Origin of the sequence: Pantoea sp. FN0305, from assembly GCF_050113845.1 — a bacterium.
In the GTDB taxonomy this organism is placed as follows: domain Bacteria; phylum Pseudomonadota; class Gammaproteobacteria; order Enterobacterales; family Enterobacteriaceae; genus Mixta; species Mixta alhagi.
The window spans coordinates 106,099-121,512 of record NZ_JBNJSN010000003.1 but is presented as its reverse complement, the minus strand read 5'-3'; the positions used below and the strand labels follow the sequence as shown (position 1 = coordinate 121,512).

Here is a 15,414-nt window from a genome sequence, read left to right as displayed (position 1 = left end):
GCAGGCCGCTACGATGTTTTAATGCTTTCCCATGCCAGGCGCAAGCTTCAGCGCTTGCGCAACAGGCGCAGCGCATTGGCGGTGACCAGTGCGGTCGCGCCGCTGTCCGCCAGCACTGCCAACCACAGGCCGGTCAGGCCAAGCAGTGTGGTCACCAGCAGCAGCGCTTTCAGCCCAAGCGCGATAGCGATATTTTGCCGAATATTGGCCTGAGTGGCGCGCGCCAGGCGAATCATCGCCGGCAGCCCGGTTAAGCGATTATGCGTTAAGGCGGCATCGGCTGTTTCCAGTGCCACATCGCTGCCGCTGCCCATTGCAATGCCCAGCGTGGCCGCTTTCATCGCCGGCGCATCGTTAATACCGTCACCAACCATCGCCACCGCCTGAGCCTCACTGAGCTGCCGGATCGCCGCAACTTTATCTGCGGGTAACAGCCCTGCCCGATACTCCAGTCCGATCTCTGTGGCGATTGCGGCGGCGGCGCGAGGGTTATCACCGGTCAGCATCACTGCTTTTACGCCAAGCTGTTGCAGCTCAGCCAGCGCTGGTCGCACATCTTCCCGTAGCGTATCGCGTAGCGCCAGCAGGCCAAGCGGCTGCTGTTCTTTATAAATCACTACTACCGTTTTGCCGGAGCGCTCCAGCGCGTCAATCCGCGCCGCCAGCGCATCCGGCAGGTCCGGCAAGGGCGCAGTTAATAACCAGCGTTGTCCGTTGATATGCGCTTCGATACCGCGCCCTGCCAGAACCCGCTGATCTTGCGCCTGCGGCAGCGGCTGATTCAGCTGACGTGCCTGCGCGACAATCGCCAGCGCCAGCGGATGGGTCGCGCCCTGTTCGACCGCTGCGGCATGCAGCAAAAGCGGCGCATGCTCCATCTCAGCCAGCGGAATAATATCGGTGAGTTCTGGTTTGCCCTGGGTCAGGGTGCCGGTTTTATCAAAAGCCAGCAGACGGATGCCGCCCAGTTTTTCCAGCGCCGCGCCGCCTTTAATCAGCGCGCCGCGTCGGGCTGCGGCGGCCAGACCAGAAGTAATCGCTGCGGGCGTAGAGATAACCAACGCGCACGGGCAGCCAATCAATAACAGCGTCAGCCCTTTATAGATCCAGGTTTGCCAGTCGGCAGCCAGCAGCAAAGGCGGCAGCAGAGCCACCAGCAACGCCAGCAGCATAACCAGCGGCGTATAGATGCGACTGAAGCGATCGAGGAAGCGTTCAAGCGGCGCTCGATGCGCCTCAGCCTCTTCGATCAACTGTAAAATGCGGTCAATGGCGCTTTCCCCTGGCAGGGAGACCACTGAAAGCCTGACCTGACGATCTATGCTGATACAGCCTGCCGCAATCACGTCACCCTGCTGATGTTCCGTGGGAATGGATTCACCGGTTAACGCGCTTTCATCAAAGCTGGCAAACGAGGAAAGCAGGCGGGCATCGGCAGGCAGACGTTCTCCTGCCGCAACGTCGATAACATCACCGGGACGCAGCATGCTGGCGGCAATCTCTTCCCGCTGGTCGTTACGTACGCGAATCGCTTTATCCGGCTTGAGCGCCATCAGTGCGGTAACGCCGCGCCGCGCACGGTTGGCGGCGATGCCTTCCAGCCGCTCGCCCAGCAGAAAGAGCAGCAGCACCATTGCCGCTTCGGCGCTGGCGCCGATAAACAGCGCGCCGACTGCCGCAACCGTCATTAAGGTCTCAATAGCGAAAGGGTTGCCGTTGCGCGCCTGTTGCCAGGCTTTTCGGCTAATCGGCCAGAGCCCGACCAGCGTGGTAGAGATAAACGCTGTCTGACTCCATGTTGGCCAGATAGCGTACAGTAGCCAACTCGCCAGCATCAGCAGGCTTATTACCAGTAGCAGGCGATTTTCCTGCCAGAACCCTGCTGATGTCTCTGCAGGCGCAGAGGCATCCTGCAAATAAAAACCGGCCTGCTTTACCGTGTTTTCCACCTCGGCTTTGACGTCTCTTTCTGCATGAATCAATAACGTCTGCGTGGCGAACAGCACCTGCACATCATGTACGCCAGCCAACACGCTGACCGCGTTTTCCACTTTGCGTGCACAGTTAGGGCAGTCCATTCCATTAATGATCCAACGATAGCGCGAACCGGCTGCCGGACCTGGCGCTGGCGCGCAAACCGAACTGTCGGCACAGCATTTCTGTTGACAGGATGGTGCGGTGTCTGAAGTGGACGAAGCCGGGGATAGGGTAAACTGGCCCGTCTGCAGCGGGGCTTTACCTTGTCTGTGGTTAAGGCGGAGGGCGGCCCTGGATGGCCCGGGACCGCAGGTAGAAGGTTTGCTCATTGCGCCTCCTTAATGATGCAGCAAATAAACTTAGCTGCATCCTACACTCTGGAGCTACCTCCAGAGTCAAGAGGCAATATCATGGTCAGTACAGCCAAAGCGAGCGGGCAACCATAAAGTGACCGGCGAAATAGCAGGCGGCGATAATGGCGTTATCCGCCGTAAAACGCTTGCGATAGTGGCTGATAAACCAAACCAGATTAGCCAGCGTCAGCAGTGTCGCCCCTGCCATCAATGAAAAGCTGTAATCGGTAGGCCGGAAATAATAAAGCTCCGCTGCCAGCCAGTTCATGACCAGCGTCATGCCGATAAAGGTACATACCGGCCAGCGCAGCTCCTCCAGCCGCGACCAGATCACGCCGATCCAGACAATGCCCACAATCAGCAGCGTCAGCGGGATAGGCCAGAAAAAGCTCATGGTCATATGGCTGGCGAAATTGATGGTATACAGCAGGTGCGCAAGAAAGAATGCTCCCAGCGCATACATCATGCGCTGGCGCGGCAATAGCGTTAACGCATCACCTACCATGGTTGCCAGCAGACCCAGCAGGATCAGGTAGTCGGTGGGATTCCGTGTGGGTGCCTGCCAGGCCCAGGCCAGCAGCAGCAGCAGGGTAACCGGTTTAAACAGCCAGCGCTGCCATTGCGGCCCGCGATAGGACGCATCGACATAGAGCCAGCCGGAAAAAAGTACTGCAAGAAACGACCAAATCATTACGTTGTCCTTTTTGAAAGGGGCGGCTTCCGCATCAGCCTGCAAGCGCAGCGCTCTGCCTGTCCGCCGTTGTGTTAACAACATCCTGCAATCAGTTTAGGTTAGCGGGGCGTAATGTGACAATGGAAGGGCGCTGGTTGTATCCTTGCCTGCAACAAAAAACGCAATTACCGGAGTCAGAGGCTGAGATGAGTAAGCCCCCATTAATTTTTATCATTGTGCTGGCGATCATTGCGGTGCTGGCTTCGCGTCAGTTCATTAAGCAACGACGCGAAAACGCGGCTAATGACGCTGCGCCGGTACGCCAGCTGTCGGTAGAAATTAAAAGTAAACGTGAGTTTCCGGCACCGAACCGACGTTCACGTCAGCGTGAAGTGATTGCCGGAGAGGAGATGCGCTATGAGGCCTGGTTTCAGCCATTAAACGGCGATAGCGATATTAAGCTGACGCTAAAAGAGCGTGATTACCATCAGCTGGATAAAGGCGTAAAAGGCGAACTTGAAGTGCAGGGCACCCGCTTTATCTCTTTTACGCCTGACCATCCTTAAGGCGTTATTGCCCGGGATAGTGTTTTTTCTGCCAGGCGAGCAGCTCAAACACGCCGAAAAAGAAGATCTTAATCTGGGTAATGCGGCTTAGCTTAACGCCATCTTTTGGCTGTGTGGCTTTCAGCAATACCAGCTGCAGGCCATGCATCAACACCATAAAAATCAGCGCAACGTTAACAAAATATGTCAGTGGTTTGGGAAAAGGGTGCACGATATTCAGCAACAGAAACGCCCAAACGAACACCATTAACAATCGACCCAGATTAAGCCACATCTTCCTGCTCCTGTGAGACGCCTGCGCGGCGATATAAGCGGTAGGCAACCTGCCCGGCGATTTTTTCCCGATGCAGCTGCCAGTTAACCGGCACCGGCGGCGCGCCGTTTTCTACTTCGCTTTCCACGTAAATCAACGCCTCATCAGCCAGCCAGTGATTGTTCTCCAGCAGCTGAAGCGTCTGCTCCAGCAGACCTTTACGGAAAGGCGGATCGATAAACACGATGTGGTAGGGTTCGCCCTGCTGCGCCAGCCAGCTGAGCGCGTTGGTCTGAATCACCTGGGCATTGCTGGCTTTCAGCGTTTGCAAGTTTTGCGTCAGCTGCTGGGCTACCGGCTTTTCCAGCTCCAGCAGCGTCGCTGAACCGGCATAGCGTGACAGCGCCTCCAGCCCGAGCGCGCCGCTACCCGCGAAACAGTCCAGGCAACGCGCCTGCTGAATATCGGGTGCCAGCCAGTTGAACAACGTTTCGCGTACCCGATCGGTGGTAGGTCGCAATCCGGCGCTGTCCGGAACCGGCAGTTTTCGACCGCGCCACTGTCCGCCAATTATGCGGATTTGTCCGGCACCGCCCTGGGGTTTTTTATTCATGATGCTCACAACTCGTCATAATTTTTTGCGTAGTTTAACGGGCGAAAGCGGTTGAGGAAACGTTAAAAAGGGTGCTGGTGTTGCGCTCGCTGGAAAGTGTTAGACTAATGAATTCTTTATCAGGTTATTTTTTCAGCCCGGCGCAACAGACGACCGGATGAAAGCCATCGAGGAGTGTAGTCACACAATGGCAAAAGAGAAAAAGCGTGGCTTTTTTTCCTGGCTGGGTTTTGGTCGTGAAGAAACGCCTGCGCAGTCAGAAGAACAAAAAGAGACGTTAACGGATCAAGCGGAAAACGCGGCCGAAAACCCAGAGCCTGCGGCCGAAAAACCGGACGCCGGGAAGCTGGCTGCCGGGATCGTGGCGACAACTGAAGCCGTAGCGCGCGAAGCGCAGCCGCAAGAAGCGAAAACAGAGGCTGTTGCGTCAGCAGAAGAAGAGATCCTGCTGAAAGAGACGCAGCCGGTTGATGCCGTTGCGCCGGTGGAAGAAGAGCTTCTGCCGGAAGAGACGCAGCCGGTTGATGCCGTTGCGCCGGTGGAAGAAGAGCTCCTGCCGGAAGAGACGCAGCCGGTTGATGCCGTTGCGCCGGTGGAAGAAGAGCTCCTGCCGGAAGAGGCGCAGCCGGTTGATACCGCTGTGCCGGTGGAAGAAGAGATCCTGCCGGAAGAGGCTCGGATTGAGCAGGTAGACGAAGTGCTGGCGCAAGAAACCGCGCCTGCCGAAGAGAAAGATGCCGTGGTTGCTGCGGAAGTTGCAGCAGCGGTAGCGCTGACCCCAACCGAAGAAGAACGGGATGAGGCGCCGCTTTCCGATGAGGAATTAGCCGCGCTGGCGCTGGCCGCAGCCCCGGAAGAAGAGACGGATGAAGCGCCGCTTTCTGATGAAGAACTGGCCGCGCTGGCGCTGGCTGCAGCCCCGGAAGAAGAGGCGGAGAGCGTTGCCGCGCCCGTTGAGCAGGAGCGTCCGACCAAAGAGGGCTTCTTTGCCCGCTTAAAGCGCAGCCTGGTAAAAACGCGGCAGAACCTCGGTTCCGGCTTTATCAGTCTGTTCCGTGGCAAAAAAATCGATGACGAACTGTTTGAAGAGCTGGAAGAACAGCTGCTCATTGCGGATGTTGGCGTCGATACCACGCAGCGCATTATCAGCAGTCTTACGCAGCAGGCAAACCGCAAACAGCTGCGTGACGCCGAGGCGCTCTATGGCCTGTTAAAAACGGAAATGGCCGAGATTCTGCATAAGGTTGAAGCGCCGCTGGATATGGCGGGCAAAACGCCGTTTGTTATTTTGATGGTTGGCGTGAACGGCGTGGGTAAAACCACCACTATCGGTAAGCTGGCGCGTCAGTACCAGGCCGAAGGCAAGTCGGTGATGCTGGCGGCGGGCGATACTTTCCGCGCGGCGGCGGTCGAGCAGCTACAGGTATGGGGCGAACGCAACCATATTCCGGTGGTGGCGCAGCATACCGGTGCAGATTCCGCCTCGGTGATTTTCGATGCGATCCAGGCGGCTAAAGCACGCGGCGTGGATGTATTGATCGCCGATACCGCAGGTCGTTTGCAGAATAAAGCGCATCTGATGGAAGAGCTGAAAAAAATCACGCGCGTAATGAAAAAGCTGGATGAAAACGCGCCGCACGAGGTGATGCTGACGATTGACGCCAGCACCGGTCAAAATGCGGTGAGTCAGACTAAGCTGTTCCATGAAGCAGTAGGTCTGACCGGGATTACGCTGACTAAACTGGATGGTACGGCAAAAGGTGGCGTCATCTTCTCCGTCGCAGACCAGTTTGGCATCCCGATTCGTTTTATCGGTGTTGGAGAAGGCATCGATGATTTACGGCCATTTAAGGCCGAAGATTTTATTGAGGCACTGTTTGCCCGAGAGGATTAACCAGGATGATTCGCTTTGAAGAGGTCAGTAAGGCTTATCTCGGCGGTCGGCAAGCGCTGCAAGGGGTAGATTTTCATCTGCATCCGGGCGAGATGGCGTTTCTGACCGGCCATTCCGGCGCAGGGAAAAGTACCCTGTTGAAGCTGATTTGTGGCATTGAACGTCCCAGCGCGGGCCATATCTGGTTTAGCGGCCACGATATTAGCCGCCTGAAAAATAGCGAGGTGCCTTTTCTGCGCCGTCAGATCGGCATGATCTTTCAGGATCACCATTTGCTGATGGACCGCACGGTCTATGACAATGTGGCGATCCCGCTGATTATTGCCGGGGCGAGCGGGGAAGATATTCGCCGTCGCGTTTCGGCGGCGCTGGATAAGGTTGGCCTTCTCGACAAAGCGAAAAACTTTCCGATTCAGCTTTCGGGCGGCGAGCAGCAGCGCGTTGGGATAGCACGCGCCGTGGTTAACAAGCCTGCGGTGCTGCTGGCGGATGAGCCGACCGGTAACCTGGATGATGCGCTGTCGAATGATATTTTGCGGCTGTTTGAAGAGTTCAACCGCGTGGGCGTAACGGTGCTGATGGCTACGCACGATATGGGCTTAATTGGCCGCCGCAACTATCGGGTAATGACGCTCAGCAATGGAAGACTGCACGGAGGCGATCGTGGCTAATAAACGCAACAAGCGCGTACCGGCGCCAAAAACCAAACAGCCGTCGAAAAGCAAAGCGCTGAAGGGCGGCTGGCAGGAGCAGTGGCGTTACGCCTGGCGCGGCACGCTCTCCGATATGTGGCGTCAGCCGTTGGCCACGCTGTTAACGGTGATGGTAATTGCCATCTCGCTGACGCTGCCCAGCGTCTGCTATATGGTATGGAAAAACGTCAGCCAGGCGGCGGAGCAATGGTATCCGGCACCGCAGCTGACGCTTTACCTGTCAAAAACGCTGGATGACAGCGCGGCGGAAAACGTTGTAGCGACGCTGAAGAAAGAGCCGGGCGTAGCGAAAGTTAACTATCTGTCGCGCGAAGAGGCGTTGGGCGAGTTTCGTAACTGGTCAGGCTTTGGCGGCGCGCTTGATATGCTGGAGCAGAATCCATTGCCGGCGGTGGTGATCATTACCCCGGAAATGAATTTCCAGAACGAGAAAACGCTGCAAACGCTGCGCGATCGCGTGCAGCATGTTGAAGGTGTGGATGAGGTGCGCATGGACGATAGCTGGTTTGCGCGTCTGGCTGCGCTGACGGGCCTGGTCGGGCAGGTTGCGACCATGATCGGCATCCTGATGCTGGTGGCGGTATTTCTGGTGATCGGCAACAGCGTACGCCTTAGCATCTTTGCCCGACGCGATACGATTAACGTGCAAAAGCTAATCGGCGCGACCGACGGCTTTATCCTGCGTCCTTTTCTGTATGGCGGTGCGCTGCTGGGGTTCGGCGGGGCATTGCTGTCACTGATTTTGTCTGAAATTTTGGTTTTCCGCCTTGAGTCGGTGGTTGCTCAGGTGGCAGCAGTGTTTGGCACGACTTTCCGCCTGAGCGGGCTGTCGTGGGATGAGAGCCTGCTGCTGCTGTTGCTGTCGGCGATGATTGGCTGGATAGCGGCCTGGCTGGCGACGGTACAACATTTACGTCGTTTTACGCCACAGTAGCGATTTTTTGGTATAATCTTCCTCTGCTGCATGACGTTTGTGCTGCAGAGGAAATCCGCTCGGATTTCTCCCTGTCTGTCACAATCATATCGTCCGTATCTTGTGTGTAAAATATTCACGTTGTAAATTGAACTTGTGGATAACTTCATTTTCTAATGAGGCAGCACAGATTGCTTTGGGGTTTCCTTGCTGATTCCTGTAACCTGGTGAATCGCGCAAAAGGGAATCGTGCGGCAATTTTAATAATTATGTGAGGGTTTGAATGACCAAAGAAATGCACACTTTAGCTATTGCTCCTCTTGGTAACCTGGAATCTTATATTCGGGCTGCCAACACCTGGCCGATGCTAACGGCAGAAGAGGAAAAAGCGCTGGCTGAACGGCTGCATTACCAGGGCGATCTGGATGCGGCTAAAACGCTGATCCTGTCTCACCTCCGCTTTGTTGTTCATATCGCTCGTAACTACGCGGGCTACGGCCTGCCGCAGGCGGATCTGATTCAGGAAGGCAATATCGGCCTGATGAAAGCGGTACGTCGCTTTAATCCTGAAGTTGGGGTTCGCCTGGTCTCGTTTGCTGTTCACTGGATCAAAGCGGAAATTCACGAATATGTGCTGCGTAACTGGCGCATCGTGAAGGTCGCGACCACCAAGGCACAGCGCAAACTGTTCTTTAACCTGCGCAAAACCAAGCAGCGGCTGGGCTGGTTTAATCAGGATGAAGTGGAAATGGTGGCGCGTGAGCTGGGCGTGAGCAGTAAAGACGTGCGCGAGATGGAATCGCGCATGGCCGCTCAGGATATGACTTTCGATCTGACCTCTGAAGATGAGTCAGGCGAAGGCAAAAGCATGGCCCCGGTGCTTTATCTCCAGGATAAAACCTCTGACTTTGCCGACGGCATTGAGGAAGATAACTGGGAAAACCATGCGGCTGATAAACTGAGCGACGCGCTACAGGGACTGGACGAGCGCAGCCAGCATATTATTCGCGCACGTTGGCTGGATGATGACAATAAAACCACGCTGCAGGAGCTGGCCGATAAATATGGCGTTTCGGCGGAGCGCGTGCGTCAGCTTGAGAAAAACGCGATGAAGAAATTGCGGATGGCAATAGAAGCGTAATGCTCTGTTGCGATCAGGGCGGCTTAACAGGCCGCCCTTTTTTATGGGTACCTTTCGGCGGCAGTAACTGCCTTCAGCAAAAAGCACGGCTTTACTCGACGTTATAGACCCAGCCGTCGGCCTGAGTACGAAAGCCGCAGGCCTGCATAAAGGCAGCAATAACCTGCTGATCGGCCTTGCCGTCATCAGCAATCCACCAGTGCGTCAGCGACGGATGCTGCGCTATCACTTCCTCGATCAAATAGTGGCCAACGCCACGTCGGCGGGTCACTTCCCTGACCTCCAGCTTTGACAGCTCGCCCAGCGTACCGCGAATTTCTAATTCCACCGCTGCCAGCAACCGCTCATTAAAACGCGCGGCGTAGAGCCGATGATTTTCGTTTAGCCTATTTTCCAGCGCATCACAGTCAACGCCAGGCCAAATTTTGCCGAGATCAGTACGATCCTGCGCGCCCAGATGTTGCAGGCGAATAATTGTCAATTTCATGAAATAACCGGCCCCTGGTTAAAAGACATATTGTAGCGAAAATGTTCAAAAAATGACGTGTAACTTTTTTTGTACGAAAACAAAGCAATCTGTTTGTTGCCACCCGCATATTCCGGGTAAACACTTAATACCAGCCACAGTGCCAGCATAATGCGCTGGGCGAACGGCTAAAATGCCACCATAACTGCCAGATGATTGTCCTGTAGCAAAGGCGATATTTTGATTATCTCAGTTGATTTACAGAATAAAATTCCTGTTTAATAGACTGAAAAATAAAGCCTTATTGATAAAAATGGCGTGAGTATATTCCTAACTCGTTAACATTAAACAAGTTTTGTTCTATAACCCGCCCAAAATAACCACAACGCACATCACAACAGTCACAACAGATGGGGAAGTCAGGATGAAGATAAGTAAAGGTCGCATAATGCTGGCAGGATGTATGGCGCTGGCTATGAGTCAGGCTGCGCTGGCGGAAGATGTTAAAGTCGCCATCGTTGGTGCGATGTCCGGTCCGGTCGCGCAGTACGGCGATATGCAATTTACCGGTGCTACCCAGGCGATTGCCGACATCAACGCCAAAGGCGGCATAAATGGCAATAAGCTGGTGGCGGTGAAATATGATGACGCCTGCGATCCCAAGCAGGCGGTCGCGGTTGCTAACAAAGTGATCAACGAAGGCATCCGTTATGTCATTGGTCATCTTTGCTCTTCTTCCACGCAGCCCGCTTCCGATATCTATGAAGACGAAGGCGTCCTGATGATTACGCCTGCCGCCACCGCAGCCGATCTGACTTCCCGTGGCTATCAGCTGATTATGCGCACCACCGGTCTGGATTCCGATCAGGGGCCGACTGCCGCCAAATATATTCTCGACACGCTTAAACCCCAGCGCATTGCCATCGTGCATGACAAGCAGCAGTACGGCGAAGGGCTGGCGCGCTCGGTACAGGAGAGCCTGAAAAAAGCCAATGCGCCAGTTGCGATGTTTGAAGGGATCACCGCAGGCGATAAAGATTTCTCTACGCTGATTGCGCGCCTGAAAAAAGAAAATATCGATTTCGTTTACTTTGGCGGTTACTACCCGGAAATGGGTCAGATTCTGCGTCAGGCACGCGCAGCTGGTCTGAAAACGCAGTTCATGGGACCGGAAGGGGTCGGCAACGCCTCGCTCTCTAATATCGCTGGCGCAGCGTCCGAAGGGATGCTGGTTACCCTGCCGAAACGCTATGACCAGGTAGAGGAAAACCAGCCGATTGTTAACGCGATCAAGGCTAAAAAGCTGGACGCTACCGGTCCGTTCGTCTGGACGACCTACGCGGCGCTGCAGTCGCTGGTTGCCGGTATAGAACGTAGCAAAAGCGAAGAGCCTGCGGATATCGCTAAAAACCTGAAAGAGGGCCAGCCGGTGCCGACCGTTATGGGCAACCTGAGCTGGGATCAAAAAGGTGACCTGAAAGGGTTTGAATTTGGCGTATTCAAATGGCACGCCGACGGCACCTCAACTGCCGTGAAATAAAGCGTACTCTGTAAGAGCCGGCAGTCCGGGGTCAGGCGTGCCTGACCCCTGTTCTATCCTGCACGTTGTGAAGACGGACGTTTTTTCGCTGCGGGAGTGATCTGCGCAGTTTTGTTGGGGTTTATCTTATGTCCGAGCAGTTTCTCTATTTTCTTCAGCAGTTGCTTAATGGTGTGACCTTAGGCAGCACCTACGCGCTGATCGCCATTGGCTATACCATGGTGTACGGCATTATCGGCATGATCAACTTCGCGCATGGCGAAGTGTATATGATCGGCAGCTATGTCTCGTTTATTGTGATTGCCGCCCTGATGATGGCTGGCATTGATGTCGGTTGGGTATTGATTGGTGCCGGTTTCCTGGCGGCAATCGTGATCGCCAGCGCTTACGGCTGGAGCATTGAGCGTGTCGCCTACAGGCCGGTGCGCTCCTCGAAACGCCTGATTGCGCTGATCTCTGCCATCGGTATGTCTATCTTCCTGCAAAACTATGTCAGCCTGACGCAGGGCTCGCGCGATCTCGCCTTGCCGGGCCTGGTCAGCGGGCAAATAACGCTGGGCGAGAGCAATGGGTTTGCCGCTACCATCAGCACCATGCAGGTGATTATCTGGCTGGTAACCTTCCTCGCCATGCTGGCGTTGACGCTGTTTATCCGCTATTCACGCATGGGCCGCGCCTGTCGCGCCTGCGCGGAAGATTTAAAAATGGCCAGTTTGCTGGGGATCAACACCGACCGGGTGATTTCCCTGACCTTTGTGATCGGCGCGGCGATGGCGGCGGTTGCAGGCGTGCTGCTGGGGCAGTTTTATGGCGTCATTAACCCTTATATCGGCTTTATGGCGGGCATGAAGGCCTTTACCGCTGCGGTACTGGGCGGCATCGGCAGTATTCCCGGCGCGATGCTGGGCGGCCTGGTGTTAGGCATCGCCGAGGCGCTGACCTCCGCCTACCTCAGCACCGAATATAAAGATGTGGTCTCTTTTGCGCTGCTGATTGTGGTGCTGCTGGTGATGCCGACGGGGATCCTGGGTCGTCCGGAGGTAGAAAAAGTATGAAGCCCGCTCACTTTTTTAATGCCGTTATTTCGGCGCTGATGCTGTTGATTCTTGCCGCATTCTTTATGGGCATGCGTCTTAATCTCGATGGTACGCGGCTGGTGGTCAACAATGCGGGCAGCGTGCGCTGGAACTGGATCGCCATCGGCTGCGCCGTGGTGTTTGTTTTCCAGCTGCTGCGTCCACTGGTGGGACGCCGCCTGAAACGCAGCGGCCATAGCGGTTTTGTGCTGCCGAGCTTTGACGGCAGTACGCCAAAGCAGAAGCTACTGGCGCTGCTGCTTATCGCGGCGGCGGTTATCTGGCCGTTTATCGTCTCACGCGGCACGGTGGACATTGCCACGCTGACGCTGATTTACGTCATGCTTGGGCTGGGACTGAACGTAGTGGTAGGGCTTTCCGGCCTGCTGGTACTGGGCTATGGCGGATTTTACGCCATCGGTGCTTATACCTTTGCCTTGCTTAACCACTATTACGGGCTGGGCTTCTGGCAATGCTTGCCGCTGGCGGGGCTGGTTTCCGCGCTGTTTGGCCTGCTGCTGGGCTTTCCGGTACTGCGCCTGCGCGGCGATTATCTGGCGATCGTTACGCTGGGGTTCGGCGAGATTGTCCGTATTCTGCTGTTGAACAACACCGCTATTACCGGCGGCCCGAACGGTATCAGCCAGATCCCCAAGCCCACCTTTTTCGGCCTGGAGTTTAACCGCAGCCCGCGTGACGGCGGCTGGGATACGTTTCACCACTTCTTCAACCTGAAATATGACCCCAGCGACCGCATTATCTTCCTTTATCTGGTAGCGCTGTTGCTGGTGGTGCTGACGCTGTTTGTCATCAACCGTCTGCTGCGCATGCCGCTGGGCCGCGCCTGGGAAGCGCTGCGTGAAGATGAAATCGCCTGTCGCTCTTTGGGCCTCAGCCCAACGCGCATCAAGCTCACCGCTTTCACCATCAGCGCCGCATTTGCTGGTTTTGCCGGCAGCCTGTTTGCCGCTCGTCAGGGCTTTATCAGCCCGGAATCCTTTACCTTTGCCGAATCGGCCTTTGTGCTAGCGATTGTGGTGTTGGGCGGCATGGGCTCGCAGTTTGCGGTGATTCTGGCGGCGATCCTGCTGGTGGTTTCGCGTGAGCTGATGCGTGACCTGAATGAATACAGCATGTTAGTGCTGGGCGCGCTGATGGTGCTGATGATGATCTGGCGTCCGCAGGGATTATTGCCGATGCAGCGTCCGCATCTGAAGCTGAAGCGCGATCAACAAGGAGAGCAGGCATGAGTCAGCCTTTATTAACGGTGGAAGGCCTGATGATGCGCTTTGGCGGCCTGCTGGCGGTCAATAACGTGGCGCTGGAGTTGCATCCGCAAGAGATCGTGTCGCTGATTGGTCCTAACGGGGCGGGCAAAACCACGGTGTTTAACTGCCTGACTGGTTTTTATAAGCCGACCGGCGGATCGATTCGCTTAGGCGATCGCCAGCTGGCCGGGTTGCCGGGCCAACAGATTGCACGCATGGGCATCGTGCGTACCTTCCAGCACGTCCGCCTGTTTCGCGAAATGACGGTGATCGAAAACCTGCTGGTGGCACAGCATCAGCATCTGAAAAGCGGCCTGTTTGCCGGCCTGTTGAAAACGCCTGCTTTCCGGCGTAGCGAAAACGAGGCGCTGGATCAGGCCGCCAACTGGCTACAGCGTGTTGGGCTGCTGGAGATGGCTAACCGGCAGGCGGGCAATCTGGCCTACGGTCAGCAGCGTCGGCTGGAAATTGCCCGTTGTATGGTAACGCGTCCGGAAATTCTGATGCTGGATGAGCCTGCGGCGGGCCTTAACCCGAAAGAGACCCATGAGCTGGATGAGCTGATTGCGGAGCTGCGCGGCGAGCATAAGGTCACGGTGCTGCTTATTGAGCATGATATGAAGCTGGTAATGGGTATTTCCGATCGCATCTATGTGGTTAACCAGGGAACGCCGTTAGCAAACGGCACGCCGGAAGAGATCCGTAACAATCCGGACGTGATCCGCGCATATTTAGGTGAGGCATAAAATGGCGAATCCGATGTTAACGCTTAGCAAGGTCAGCGCGCATTACGGCAAAATCCAGGCGCTGCATCAGGTTAGCCTGGAGATTAACCAGGGCGAAATCGTCACGCTGATTGGCGCGAACGGAGCGGGAAAAACCACTCTGTTGGGCACCCTGTGTGGCGAGCCGCGCGCCTCTGAAGGCACCATTACCTTTGATGGCAAAGCGATCACCGACTGGCAAACGGCACGCATTATGCGTGAGGCGATTGCCATCGTGCCGGAAGGACGCCGGGTGTTCTCGCGGATGACGGTGGAGGAGAATCTGGCGATGGGCGGCTTCTTCGCCAGCCGCCAGCAATACCAACAGCGAATTGCGCAGGTTTACGAGCTGTTTCCACGTCTGCATGAGCGGCGCATTCAGCGTGCGGGCACCATGTCGGGCGGCGAACAGCAAATGCTGGCGATTGGTCGTGCGCTGATGAGCCAGCCGCGACTGCTGCTGCTGGATGAGCCTTCGCTGGGGCTGGCACCGATTATCATTCAACAGATCTTCGATACCATTGAGCAGCTGCGTCAGGAGGGCATGACTATCTTCCTGGTGGAGCAAAACGCCAATCAGGCGTTAAAGCTGGCCGATCGCGGCTACGTACTGGAGAACGGTCACGTGGTGCTGGAAGACAGCGGTGACGCGCTGCTGGCTAACGAGGCAGTCCGCAGCGCTTACCTGGGTGCCTGATATCGCACCGCAGGCAACGCCGAAGCCCGGGAAAGCTGTAAGCAGGCGTTACTCAAGTTTGAGGATGTCTTAAGCAGATGACACTGAAGCCCGAGAAAGCCGTAAGCAGGCGATACTCAAGGCCTAGGATGTCTTAAGCAGATGACGCTGAAGCCCGAGAAAGCCGTAAGCAGGCGATACTCAAGGCCTAGGATGTCTTAAGCAGACGACGCTGAAGCCCGAGAAAGCCGTAAGCAGGCGATACTCAAGTCTGAGAATGTCTTAAGCAGATGACGCTGAAGCCCGAGAAAGCCGTAAGCAGGCGATACTCAAGGCCTGGGATGTCTTAAACAGACGACGCTGAAGCCCAGGGCAAGCGGGGTTCCGGCCAGGAGTAAAGCGTCCCGCGCCATGGAAGGCGCGGGTCGAGCCGGTCATGGATGACGGCAGTTGCGTCTTTACGTAAGGCCGGAACCCCGCTTGCTTCCCCCCGCCTGTCCAGCGGCCTCGCTTGCTTCCCCCCACCCG

At 56.0% G+C, this 15,414-nt stretch carries 15 protein-coding genes; 10 read left to right on the top strand and 5 right to left on the bottom strand.

The window, feature by feature from the left end; genetic code table 11:
* Positions 1-47: 47 nt before the first annotated feature.
* Both ACQE3Y_RS07610 and ACQE3Y_RS07605 read right to left on the bottom strand, forming a co-directional pair.
* The gene (locus ACQE3Y_RS07610; protein ID WP_426981275.1) at positions 48-2,306 is read right to left on the bottom strand and encodes a zinc/cadmium/mercury/lead-transporting ATPase; all 2,259 of its coding nucleotides are present in this window, start codon (positions 2,304-2,306) and stop codon (positions 48-50) included.
* 85 nt (positions 2,307-2,391) lie between these two features.
* Positions 2,392-3,021, bottom strand: a complete 630-nt coding sequence (locus ACQE3Y_RS07605; protein WP_426973993.1) for a lysoplasmalogenase — start codon at positions 3,019-3,021, stop codon at positions 2,392-2,394.
* A gap of 188 nt (positions 3,022-3,209) precedes the next feature.
* On the opposite strand from ACQE3Y_RS07605, the gene ACQE3Y_RS07600 reads away from it, so the two are divergent.
* A complete protein-coding gene (locus tag ACQE3Y_RS07600) occupies positions 3,210-3,569 on the top strand; it encodes a DUF2500 domain-containing protein (protein WP_426973994.1) in 360 nt (119 codons plus the stop codon).
* A gap of 4 nt (positions 3,570-3,573) precedes the next feature.
* Here the strand turns inward: ACQE3Y_RS07600 and ACQE3Y_RS07595 are convergent, their stop codons facing one another.
* Positions 3,574-3,843, bottom strand: a complete 270-nt coding sequence (locus ACQE3Y_RS07595; RefSeq protein WP_250651475.1) for a DUF1145 family protein — start codon at positions 3,841-3,843, stop codon at positions 3,574-3,576.
* Positions 3,833-4,435: a 16S rRNA (guanine(966)-N(2))-methyltransferase gene (rsmD, locus tag ACQE3Y_RS07590; RefSeq protein ID WP_250651476.1), complete on the bottom strand. Its 603-nt coding sequence runs from the start codon at positions 4,433-4,435 to the stop codon at positions 3,833-3,835. The genes ACQE3Y_RS07595 and rsmD overlap by 11 nt, the downstream gene beginning before the upstream one ends.
* 187 nt (positions 4,436-4,622) lie before the next feature.
* Between rsmD and ftsY the strand changes: the two genes are divergently transcribed.
* The 4 genes from ftsY (at position 4,623) to rpoH (ending at position 9,096) form a co-directional block, all read left to right on the top strand.
* The gene (gene ftsY, locus ACQE3Y_RS07585) at positions 4,623-6,329 is read left to right on the top strand and encodes a signal recognition particle-docking protein FtsY (RefSeq protein WP_426981273.1); all 1,707 of its coding nucleotides are present in this window, start codon (positions 4,623-4,625) and stop codon (positions 6,327-6,329) included.
* Between the two features lie 5 nt (positions 6,330-6,334).
* Positions 6,335-7,000 carry a cell division ATP-binding protein FtsE gene (ftsE, locus tag ACQE3Y_RS07580; RefSeq protein WP_249893001.1) on the top strand — a complete coding sequence of 222 codons (666 nt, stop codon included), beginning with the start codon at positions 6,335-6,337 and terminating at the stop codon, positions 6,998-7,000.
* A complete protein-coding gene (gene ftsX, locus ACQE3Y_RS07575; protein ID WP_250651478.1) occupies positions 6,993-7,976 on the top strand; it encodes a permease-like cell division protein FtsX in 984 nt (327 codons plus the stop codon). The genes ftsE and ftsX overlap by 8 nt, the downstream gene beginning before the upstream one ends.
* A gap of 262 nt (positions 7,977-8,238) precedes the next feature.
* Positions 8,239-9,096: an RNA polymerase sigma factor RpoH gene (gene rpoH / locus ACQE3Y_RS07570; RefSeq protein WP_249893003.1), complete on the top strand. Its 858-nt coding sequence runs from the start codon at positions 8,239-8,241 to the stop codon at positions 9,094-9,096.
* Positions 9,097-9,187: 91 nt separating this feature from the next.
* On the opposite strand, the gene panM is transcribed toward rpoH, so the two are convergent.
* Positions 9,188-9,583 (bottom strand): aspartate 1-decarboxylase autocleavage activator PanM, encoded by a 396-nt coding sequence (gene panM, locus ACQE3Y_RS07565; RefSeq protein WP_426981271.1) that lies wholly within the window; start codon positions 9,581-9,583, stop codon positions 9,188-9,190.
* A gap of 403 nt (positions 9,584-9,986) precedes the next feature.
* Between panM and ACQE3Y_RS07560 the strand changes: the two genes are divergently transcribed.
* The 5 genes from ACQE3Y_RS07560 (at position 9,987) to livF (ending at position 14,907) form a co-directional block, all read left to right on the top strand.
* Positions 9,987-11,102, top strand: a complete 1,116-nt coding sequence (locus ACQE3Y_RS07560; protein WP_426981269.1) for a branched-chain amino acid ABC transporter substrate-binding protein — start codon at positions 9,987-9,989, stop codon at positions 11,100-11,102.
* A gap of 128 nt (positions 11,103-11,230) precedes the next feature.
* Positions 11,231-12,157, top strand: a complete 927-nt coding sequence (livH, locus tag ACQE3Y_RS07555) for a high-affinity branched-chain amino acid ABC transporter permease LivH (protein WP_085068662.1) — start codon at positions 11,231-11,233, stop codon at positions 12,155-12,157.
* Complete coding sequence (locus tag ACQE3Y_RS07550; RefSeq protein ID WP_085068660.1) at positions 12,154-13,428, top strand: high-affinity branched-chain amino acid ABC transporter permease LivM; 1,275 nt, start codon at positions 12,154-12,156, stop codon at positions 13,426-13,428. The genes livH and ACQE3Y_RS07550 overlap by 4 nt, the downstream gene beginning before the upstream one ends.
* Positions 13,425-14,192 carry a high-affinity branched-chain amino acid ABC transporter ATP-binding protein LivG gene (livG, locus tag ACQE3Y_RS07545; protein ID WP_250651481.1) on the top strand — a complete coding sequence of 256 codons (768 nt, stop codon included), beginning with the start codon at positions 13,425-13,427 and terminating at the stop codon, positions 14,190-14,192. Before ACQE3Y_RS07550 ends, livG begins: the two co-directional genes overlap by 4 nt.
* A gap of 1 nt (position 14,193) precedes the next feature.
* Positions 14,194-14,907, top strand: coding sequence for a high-affinity branched-chain amino acid ABC transporter ATP-binding protein LivF (gene livF / locus ACQE3Y_RS07540; RefSeq protein ID WP_250651482.1), 714 nt, complete (start codon positions 14,194-14,196; stop codon positions 14,905-14,907).
* Positions 14,908-15,414 lie beyond the last annotated feature (507 nt).